Raw genomic sequence first — 10,218 nt, 5'->3', positions numbered from 1 at the left:
TTGGTTGATTTTTGGGTTTGGGGGGCGGCTCCGCCGCCCCCGAAACCTTCAAATCTTCCTTATCGTTCAGTTTTAACTTTTACATTCAGTTAAATAATACCCAAATTTCAAAAAACTAAAAAAAATTGTATAATTTTTGATACCACATAAAGTAAAAGCATTACTGAAAACGTCAACAACAGTACAACAATAAAGAAATGAATTCAATAAAAATAATTCTCACGGGAGCAACAGGAATGGTGGGTGAAGGCGTTTTAATGGAATGTCTAGAGAATCCGAACATTTCTGAAATTCTCAGTGTAAGCCGAAAACCGTCGGGTAAAAAACACGCCAAATTAAAAGAATATATAGTTTCAGATTTTCTAAAAATAGATCTGAATGATGAAAACTTCAAAGGATATGATGCCGTCTTTTTCTGTGCAGGAATCAGCAGTGTAGGAATGAGCGAGGAAGAATATACCAAAATTACGTATGATACGACGCTGCATTTTGCCAAAGCAGTACTTCATCAGAATCCGGATATGGTGTTCAACTATGTTTCCGGAGCGCATACCGACAAAACGGAAAGCGGAAAAATGATGTGGGCAAGAGTTAAAGGCAGAACAGAAAATGCACTCAGAAAGCTTGGATTCAGGGCAGCATATAATTTTCGACCGGGATTCATGAAACCTGTTGAAGGTCAGGAAAATGTAAAATGGTTTTTTAAACCTTTAATTTGGATTTTTCCTGTTTTATTACCATCAAAATCATTAACTTTACATGAAGTGGGTATCGCAATGATTAATGCAGTACTAAAAGGATATCCAACTTCAACATTAGAAATTAAGGACATTAAAAATCTGGCGATATGAAGGAAATGTTAAAAAGAATTTTTCTCGTAGCTTTTATTTTACTGGTTCTGACGGCAATTTCAGGATTTTTTTATATGCAGAAGCATCCCATGGAAGGAAATAAATTCACAGGTAAAAATCTGCGTTTTTCCGGTCAGGTCTCAAAATAAAAATATTTTTGGGAATCATCCGTTCTAAAATCGTTTCAACTGAAATCGATTTATTTTTTCCTTGCCTTATCATCTCATTATTAACTTAAATTTATTTTTATCTTTTATTTATTAATCATTTTTTAAAATTTGCTTAAAATATTTGCAAAGTAGAACCTTCATTTTTGCATAAATTTAAAGTAAGTAAAAAATGATTAACAACTACCTGTTAAAAAGTTCTGTTGTCGCTGCATTCTTTCTTCAGGGAGCGGTTTTCGGGCAGACCTCTCTTATCCATTACTGGAATTTTAATAACAATGCTTCGGCAGCTTCCATCACTGCGCCGACTTCCACTTTGTTGGGAGGTTCGATGACTGCTGTAACCAACGGAACTACTGATGTAGATTTCGCCAACGGAACAGGACAGAATTTCAATATCGACAATTTCAATGCGAGAAACGGAGATGTTTCAGGAACGCATTTACGCTATAATTTCCCGATCAACGGAAATCTTCAGTTCAGTTTACCAACAACAGGGTACAATAATGTTGTGGTGAAATTTACGACAAGAAGATCCGGTTCCGGAGCAGGAACGCAGACGTGGAAATATTCTGTGGACGGAACAAATTTCGTTACTTTTCAGATGGTTTCTCCTTTAGATGCCAATCCGCAGCTCATTACGTTGGACTTTTCAGCCGTTTCCGGAGTTTCTAACAATCCTAATTTTAAACTTAAAGCTGAATTCTCACAAGGTTCCGGAGGAACAGTGGGCAACAACCGTTTCGATAATTTTACCGTAGATGCAACCCCAATTAACGCAGCCGATACTACTCCACCCACCGTAACTTACCTTCCCTCAAACAACACAAATAATGCTTTAACGAATGTAAATCCTACGATTTCTTTTAATGAAAATGTAAGATTAACAGACAATTCCGCGATCAACGATTCTAATGCACAAATGCTTGTCGATTTCCGTCTTGGAAATGCTTCAGGTTCTCAGGTTCCCTTTACAACGGCGTTTTCCAATAATAAAATTACAGTAATCCCGGCTGTAGCTTTAATCCCGAACCAAACGTATTATCTGGCTTTAAAACCCAATATGGTTGAAGACACCAGTGATAATGCGGTTACAGCAGTTACTTCCTCAAATTTCACCACCGCAGGAACCTCAATTTCGCTGGATAAAAACTTTATTAAAGTCAATGAAAATGTCGGGACTTTAGCATTTAAAATAAATGTTACAAATCCGTCAAATTCCTCTGTGAATTTGGTGGTGAAACCTGCTCCTTTCAGCACGGCAAACATCAGTGACTTTACACTAACGAATCAGACGATTAATCTTACTCCTTCCACAACGAGTTATACCGTAAACATCCCGATTATTGATGATTCGCTGGAAGAACAGCAGGCTGAATATTTTGTAGTAAGCCTTGAAAATCCGGTCGGAGCAACCATTTCCGGAGACAGCAATGCAACAGTTTATATTGTTGATAATGATAAACCCGCTCCGGTTCCAACTAATCAGATCTCTTTAAATTATATCGGAAGTTTTGATCCTTCGGGAACCAACAACAGTTCTACGGAAATTGTGGTTCATGATCCTGCGACCCAGAGATTATTTACCATCAGTTCCATCACCGATGTTTTTGATATTATTAATTTCAGCAATCCGGCTTCGCCAACAGTTGTTAATACCATCAACATGGCTCCTTATGGCGGAATTACAAGCATCGCCGTAAAAAACGGAATTATTGCTGCGGCTTCTCCGAACACCAATCCGCAGCTGAACGGTTCTGTAGTTTTCTTTGATATCAACGGAAATTTTCTGAAGCAGGTTACCGTAGGAGCTTTACCGGATATGATTACTTTTTCACCGGACGGAACAAAAGTAATGACTGCCAATGAAGGGGAGCCGAACGATGCTTATACGGTAGATCCGGAAGGAACGATCAGCATTATTGATATTTCAGGCGGAATTGCGAATCTTACGCAAAGCAATGTTACGACGCTTAATTTTAATGCTTTTGATACTCAGGTTTCTGCATTAGCGGCAACTGGTGTAAGAAAAGTAAGAACAAACAACACACTTTCTCAGGATTTAGAACCTGAATATATTACGATTAGCTCAGACAGCCAGAAAGCATGGATTGCCCTTCAGGAAAACAATGCGGTTGCCGAAGTTAATTTAGCCACAAAAACCATTACGGGAATTTGGGGATTGGGTAAAAAAGACATGAGTGTTCCCGGAAACGGTTTTGATGCTTCTGATAACAACGGAGAGATCTTAATTGCAAACTGGCCTGTAAAAACCTATTTTACTCCGGATGGCATTCAGAATTATAAGGTTGGAGGAACCAATTACATCATAACTGCCAATGAAGGAGATGAAAAAGATCTTGCAGGATTCAGTGAAAGAACTACAGTAGGTGCGAATGATTATGCTTTAGATCCCGCAATTTTTCCACAGGCTTCTGTTTTAAAGGCTTCTTATAATTTAGGAAGGTTCAGAGTTTCCAATGCGACAGGAAATACAGACGGAGATGCGGATTTCGAGGAAATTGCAGGTTTGGGAGCACGTTCATTCTCGATCTTCAATGCAGATACGAAACAGATCGTCTACGACAGCGGAGACCGTTTTGAGAGATATATTGCTGCCAATCATCCATTGATCTTTAATGCAGATAATGAGTCCAATACTGTTAAAAGCAGAAGCCGTGCAAAAGGTCCTGAACCGGAAGGAGTTGCTTTAGGAAATATTAACGGACAAACATACGCCTTCATTACACTGGAAAGAACCGGCGGCGTGATGGTTTATAATATTACAGATCCTAACAATCCTACTTTTACAGATTACAAACATTCGAGAATGACTTCTGCATACGGAGGCGATAACGGACCTGAAGGACTTATCTACATTGCCCCAGAAAATACAACGACCGGAAAAGGATATGTAATTGTTGCCAATGAAATCAGCGGTACATTATCGATGTATGAAATTGCCAATGCCCCGACTTTGGCAATCGGAGAGGTAAAATCTGAAAAAGCAACTTTCAATGTATTCCCGAATCCCGTAACAAAAGGAAATATTCTGTATTTCAACAGAGCGCAGGACTATGAATTGTATGATATGTCCGGAAAGTTGATCGGAAAAGAGAAAAATGCTTTAACAATCGATACTTCGATGCTTTCCACAGGAGTTTATCTTATAAAAACTTCCGAAGGACATCTGAAAAGAGTTATTGTAAAGTAGATTATATAGTATTTAGTTGATTAAATGAGCCTCGAATTTTCGGGGCTTTTCTGTTTTAAAGAAATTCAGTAGTTTTAAACTTTGAAATACCATGAAAACGCAATTAGAAGAAATCATCCATCAGGTTTACCATAAAGAAAAACGAAATCTTTTCACTTTTTTAACAGGAGCAGGAATTTCATCCGACAGCGGAATTCCTACCTATCGAGGAACAGACGGAATCTGGGTAAAAGGAACACAGTTTCATAAGCCGGAAGAATTCGGGACACTGAAATATTTTAAGCAAAATCCTGAAGAAGTTCTTCAATTTTCTCTTTTCAGGAAAAAAATGTTTGAAAGTGCAGCACCCAATGAGAGTCATTTTCATTTAGCTGAAATTGAAAAAATACTGCGGAACCGGTTTCATCTGATCACACAAAACATAGACAATCTTCACAGGCGCGCAGGAAATCAGCGAATATATGAAATTCATGGAAATAACCGTGAAATTAAATGTTCGAACGGATGTAAGGAAATTTTGAATCTTCCGGAAGAAATTAAAGGTAAAGACATCGATGAAGATCTTACAGCAAAAGATATTGAACTGCTTACCTGCTCCCATTGCGGACACTGGATGCGCCCGAATATATTATGGTTTGATGAATATTATGATGAAAAGACCAATAAGAAATTCAGTTCGCTGAAAGTGACAAAAAACAGCGGAGTGCTTTTTATTATCGGAACTTCAGGAGCGACAAATCTTCCTCTTGCCATTGCTGAAACTTCGTTAAAATATGGAGCTTATATTGTTGACATCAACACGGAAGACAATCATTTCACGGAACTGATTGTAAATAAAAAAAATAAGCTGATCATCCGGGAAAAGTCTACCGAGGTTTTAAGGGTGATTAAAGAGATTATTGAAAATTTATCTGAAATTTAAGATGGATAATCCGGACATTAATTTTTTAATTACAAAAGCTTTTAAGGCTAAACACAATAATAACTACTGGAATCAGATTATAAAATTAAGAACATATGTAAATGATGAAATGATTTCGGAATGTTTTGAAATGATAGATTCTGATGATGCAAAATTTAAACAAATCGGGATTGATATTCTATGCCAATTAGGAAATAAACGTGGAAACTTTGTTGAGTCTCTTTTTGATAAAATCTTTGAAATTTTAAGAACAACATCTGATGAAAATCTTATTTGTACATGCCTTTTTGCCATTGGTCACAACAACCAACATTTAAAAACAAAGCATTTCAAAACTTTAGAACAATTTAAAAATTCAGAATCTAAAGAAATAAGATATGCACTTACTTTTTCTCTACTCGGAGTTGAGAATTATAAAGCCGTAACAATGATGATAAAACTGGCACAGGACAGAAGCCTCAGAGTGAGAGACTGGGCTACTTTTGGTCTCGGAACACAAATCGAATGTGATGATGAAGAAATCAGACATGTTTTGTATAAGAATTGTTTTTCTAAAGACCATCAGATAAGGCATGAAGCTATAAAAGGGCTTGCAAACAGAGAAGACAAGAGGGCAAAAGCTATAATTTTGCAGGAACTTAAAAGCGAAAGCTACGAAAGCATTTTATTTGATACTCTCTTAAATATAAAACACGGAGAGCAGTATATTCCTGATCTTATGGCTGTCTATGATAAAGTGAGGGATGACAAAAATATTAATCCACAATGGATTGCAGATCTTCAAAACTGCATTGAAATATTAAAAATCAATCAATAATCATGTTTGCATTTTCATTAGATACAGAAGAAAAAGAAAGTAAAATTATTACCTACATTGATGAGGTTAAAAATCTCGAAAGCACTAAGACAAATCTTGGATATAGAGAAATAAGATTAATCGGTATTGAGAATATCGACAACTTCAAGACTGAAATCGAAAAAGCTACCAAGATTTATGATAATCAGGGCTTTTTTCATTTACTGGATAAAGATAAATCCATTGTAACAAGCACTTTTATCAGCGGAATTAAAATAATAAAGTCTAAAAAGATCAACATTACTGTTAGCGGAACAGTCTGGTTTCATCCAAAAGGATTTCATAAATCCTGGAAAATGTTTCTCAACAATGAAATTACCGAAAGAAATTCCTGGAAAAAACTCGATAAAGATGAGTTACAGGGCTGGCTGGTTTTCGCATTACATCGTATGAAAACTCAACCCGCAAAAGAAAATCTAATCCTCAGGCTTGATGGAAATGATTTTAATAATTTAGACGAATTTTTTTGCACTTTCGGAGAAGAGGTAAATGGAATTGCCGGATATTTTGGCAGACAATTGTATGCTTTATACGATTGTCTTCGGGGAGATTTCGGGGTAAAAACCATTATTGAGATTACATGGTATAATCATGAACGAAGTAAAAAACTCCTAAGATCAAATTTTGATAAAATATTACACATATTTCAGGAATATGAAATTAAAATCTATCTTAAATAAAAGCCGCGGCGAAATTCTTTCGCCGCGGCTTTTATTTTTAATGTAAATCGTCATAAATTCTTACAAGATCCACAACATTTTTTACCTTAAGTTTTTCAAAAATCTTTTTTTTGTAAGTACTGATGGTGGACATTTTCAAATTTAGACTGTTAGAAATTTCAATATTTCCGTTTCCTTCGGCGAGAAGTTTAAAAATCTGGAATTCTCTTTTCGAAAGCCTTTCTACAGAGTGCACATCGGTAGAATGGGTAACGAGCTTTTTCATCATATCTACCGTGTAATAATATCCTTCTTCTAATATTGATTTTACACTGGTAATAATCTCTTCTTCTGTGGCTCCTTTATTAAGATATCCGGCTGCTCCTTCTTCTATGTACTGAATTCCGACATTCTCGTCGTACCCGGAAAATATAAGAATTTTTAAATGTTTCTGCTTCTTTTTCAGTTCCTTCACCATTGCTTTAAAAATACTCTGTGGAATATCAATATCAATAATTAAAAGATCGTATACTTTTTCGCAAACTTTTTCTTTAACTTCAGGATAAGTTTCGGCAAAGTCTATGGTACACTGATATCCGAGTTTGGTTTCTAAAATAATTGAGGTTCCCATTCTTACAACATAATGACCGTCAGCAATGAGTATGTTCTTCATAGTGTTCGTTTTAAATCAATTTTCTCTACAGAAAATCACTTTTTCATTAAATTTTAAAATTTCAATACAACTTACAGACCAATATCATTTCTTTATAATATTTCTTCCTGATTAGAAGAGTTTTAGAGACATAATATACTATTAATATAATTCTGAAATTTTTCAAACTTATAATTTTCATTTTTTTATACAGCTGTTAAAAAAACATGAAATCTTTAAAAGGTAAGGATAAAAGTATATTACAAGCACACATCTCCACGTAACATTGTAAAGAATTTTATACAAAAATAAGACATATAATATTCACAAACAGGTAGAATTAATACTATAAAATTTTCTTAATATTATTTAAAATTTTCTTAAAAATAAAAAATTACAGATTTAAAAACCTGCATTATAAGATTTTACAGATAATTTAACTTCCTTAGATTATCCTATTATTTTAGCAAATTCCTTCTTTCGGGATATTTACGGTCTGATTATTTATTTTTTTTGTGACCATTCAAATTTTACAAAAATTTATTTTACAATTTTTAAATATTAATGAATTTTATATACATAAAAAGACAGACCTTAAAAGATCTGTCTTATGAAATATATTTTTTGTCTTTCTACTCTACATTAAGTACTTTCTCTATTTCCGGAGCATACTGTTTAATGGTATTTTCAACGCCTAATTTTAAGGTTGAAAAATTTAGTGAACATCCGGAACAGTTGCCTAAAAGCTTTACATAGACCAGATTATCTTTCACATCGATAAGCTCGATATCGCCCCCATCTTTGTTAAGAAACGGACGTATGCTTTCCAGCGCCTCTAAAACTCTTGTTACGGTATCTTCGTGTGTTATATTTGTTTCCATATTTTTTTCAGTTCTGTTTTTCAGATTTTTGAAAAATCATTATTTTGCTTTTGGTGAGCAGCCAGCCATTGTTGTAATCTTTACCGCTTCTGTAGGGGGAAGGTTTTTATTTCTTTCTACAAGGCTTTCTACCATTTTTCGGGCAGTTGCTGTGTAGATTTCGGCAATTTTAGATCCTTCCTGTAAAGCAGCCGGTCTTCCTACATCTCCTGCTTCTCTGATGCTCTGGATTAAAGGAATTTCTCCTAAAACCGGAATTCCAAGATCATCTGCCAAATACTGTGCACCCTGCTGTCCAAAAATATAATATTTATTGTCTGGTAATTCTTCCGGTGTAAAATACGCCATGTTTTCGATTAATCCGAGAACCGGAATATTGATGCTTTCCATCTGGAACATTGCAATCCCTTTTCTTACGTCTGCCAAAGCAACGTGTTGAGGTGTACTCACAATTACCGCTCCTGTTACAGGAACTTCCTGAATAATAGACAAATGAATATCTCCTGTTCCCGGAGGAAGGTCAATAAGTAAGAAATCCAGTTCTCCCCAAGCTGCATCGCGGATCATTTGGTTCAATGCCTTTGAAGCCATCGGACCTCTCCAGACTACTGCCTGATTGGCTCCTGAAAAATATCCAATCGAAAGCATTTTAACTCCATAATTTTCAATAGGCTTCATGAGGTTTTTACCGTCAATTTCTACAGAAATTGGTTTTTCGCCTTCTGTATCGAACATCGTAGGAACTGAAGGACCATAAATATCTGCGTCTAACAATCCTACTTTAAAGCCCATTTTGGCCAATGTTACCGCCATATTCGCTGCAACAGTAGATTTACCAACTCCTCCTTTTCCTGAAGCAATGGCAATAATATTCTGAATTCCCGGAATTTGTTTTCCTTTGATCTGGCTCTGCTGAATTTCGCTCGGCTCCGGAGAAACGATCTTTAGTTTCAGATTGATCTTTTCACCAAATTCACTTGCAAAAGCCTGCTTCATTGCTGCTTCAAGCTTCTTTTTTTCGTGCATTGCAGGTGAGTGTGCCGTCATATCAATATATACATCGTTGCCCATGATTTGTAGGTTATTCACCAAATCGTCAACTTCTATCTCTTTAAGGAAATCCTGAACCTTTTCTTTCGTCAACATAAACTAAATAAATTGTTTACAAATTTACGTAATTTTTAGCTATTTAGAATAAGTAAAGAGACTGATAGATATTTTCTTTTGCAAAAGCGAGATTTAGTAAAGGCTTTCAACACATACTATATTTTATCTGAAAAAACTCATTAAAGGAATCTTCTCATTCCAGAAATCACTTGATTTTAGAAGCCATGATGTGGAGAAGAAAAATAAAGATGTTGTTTCAAAAATAAGTGTAGAATATTTCAGAAATAAATTAGACTCTACAAGCTGCTTATTATAACATTCCAAAATTGCGATTCCTCCAATTAATAAGACACTTATTATTATTCCGTAACCACAGAACTTATAATAAATATTTCTACGTTTCTTTTTCTCTTTTTCTTCAGGCGACAACACTTCTCCATCTTGCTCTTTATCACTATTCTGAAAAAAATTTAAGCAAAAAACAGAAAAAAGTAAAAAAAGTATACAGGCACTTATATAATGTACACCAGTAAACCAACATTCATAATATAGAATTTTAACATAGACATCACCCTCATATCCTTTAAATTGTGTAGGAAAAATTGCTACCAAAACCGCTAAGATTCCACAAGCGTTAGAAACTCTGTTTTCTTTCTGATCCTTACCTCGATATGTTCCGAACAAGCCTCCCATGATGCAAAGCGTTCCTACAAATATAATATGTCCAAAACTGTAATAATAATGACTTATACTGATTTTAAATGGACACTTGTCGTTTAACAGAAATGTAGTGAGGAAAAGCATAAATGATAAAAAGAATCCTAATATTCCTATAAACATTCTTAATTGATAATAAGAAATTAAAGCATCTTTATGATTTTTATTTCCGTTGTTTGAATTTGTACTCAT

10 protein-coding genes are annotated in these 10,218 nt (G+C 35.1%); 6 read left to right on the top strand and 4 right to left on the bottom strand.

Annotated elements, in window-relative coordinates; all coding sequences use genetic code 11:
- Positions 1-197: 197 nt before the first annotated feature.
- From QWT87_RS18850 to QWT87_RS18825, 6 genes are all read left to right on the top strand, one after another.
- On the top strand, positions 198-851 hold the full coding sequence (locus QWT87_RS18850; protein ID WP_302718034.1) for an NAD-dependent epimerase/dehydratase family protein: 654 nt from the start codon (positions 198-200) through the stop codon (positions 849-851).
- Positions 848-1,000: a hypothetical protein gene (locus QWT87_RS18845; RefSeq protein ID WP_157967229.1), complete on the top strand. Its 153-nt coding sequence runs from the start codon at positions 848-850 to the stop codon at positions 998-1,000. Before QWT87_RS18850 ends, QWT87_RS18845 begins: the two co-directional genes overlap by 4 nt.
- A gap of 190 nt (positions 1,001-1,190) precedes the next feature.
- Positions 1,191-4,232 (top strand): choice-of-anchor I family protein, encoded by a 3,042-nt coding sequence (locus tag QWT87_RS18840; protein WP_302718032.1) that lies wholly within the window; start codon positions 1,191-1,193, stop codon positions 4,230-4,232.
- 91 nt (positions 4,233-4,323) lie between these two features.
- Positions 4,324-5,154 (top strand): SIR2 family NAD-dependent protein deacylase, encoded by an 831-nt coding sequence (locus QWT87_RS18835; RefSeq protein WP_302718031.1) that lies wholly within the window; start codon positions 4,324-4,326, stop codon positions 5,152-5,154.
- Position 5,155: 1 nt separating this feature from the next.
- Positions 5,156-5,971 (top strand): hypothetical protein, encoded by an 816-nt coding sequence (locus tag QWT87_RS18830; RefSeq protein WP_302718029.1) that lies wholly within the window; start codon positions 5,156-5,158, stop codon positions 5,969-5,971.
- Positions 5,972-5,973: 2 nt separating this feature from the next.
- Entirely contained in the window at positions 5,974-6,690 is a 717-nt protein-coding gene (locus tag QWT87_RS18825) for a barstar family protein (protein ID WP_302718028.1), read from the top strand.
- A gap of 37 nt (positions 6,691-6,727) precedes the next feature.
- Here QWT87_RS18825 and QWT87_RS18820 read toward each other — a convergent pair whose 3' ends face one another.
- The 4 genes from QWT87_RS18820 to QWT87_RS18805 all read right to left on the bottom strand — a co-directional run bounded on the left by QWT87_RS18820 (position 6,728) and on the right by QWT87_RS18805 (position 10,218).
- Positions 6,728-7,342: a response regulator transcription factor gene (locus QWT87_RS18820; RefSeq protein ID WP_116096078.1), complete on the bottom strand. Its 615-nt coding sequence runs from the start codon at positions 7,340-7,342 to the stop codon at positions 6,728-6,730.
- Positions 7,343-7,953: 611 nt separating this feature from the next.
- The gene (locus QWT87_RS18815; protein WP_076395525.1) at positions 7,954-8,202 is read right to left on the bottom strand and encodes a NifU family protein; all 249 of its coding nucleotides are present in this window, start codon (positions 8,200-8,202) and stop codon (positions 7,954-7,956) included.
- 39 nt (positions 8,203-8,241) lie between these two features.
- Positions 8,242-9,348: an Mrp/NBP35 family ATP-binding protein gene (locus QWT87_RS18810; RefSeq protein WP_302718026.1), complete on the bottom strand. Its 1,107-nt coding sequence runs from the start codon at positions 9,346-9,348 to the stop codon at positions 8,242-8,244.
- Positions 9,349-9,471: 123 nt separating this feature from the next.
- On the bottom strand, positions 9,472-10,218 hold the full coding sequence (locus tag QWT87_RS18805) for a hypothetical protein (RefSeq protein ID WP_302718025.1): 747 nt from the start codon (positions 10,216-10,218) through the stop codon (positions 9,472-9,474).

The organism is Chryseobacterium urinae, assembly GCF_030518295.1.
Lineage (GTDB): Bacteria > Bacteroidota > Bacteroidia > Flavobacteriales > Weeksellaceae > Chryseobacterium > Chryseobacterium mucoviscidosis.
Note: the sequence above shows the minus strand (reverse complement) of the source record. Positions and strands in the feature narration are given on the sequence as shown.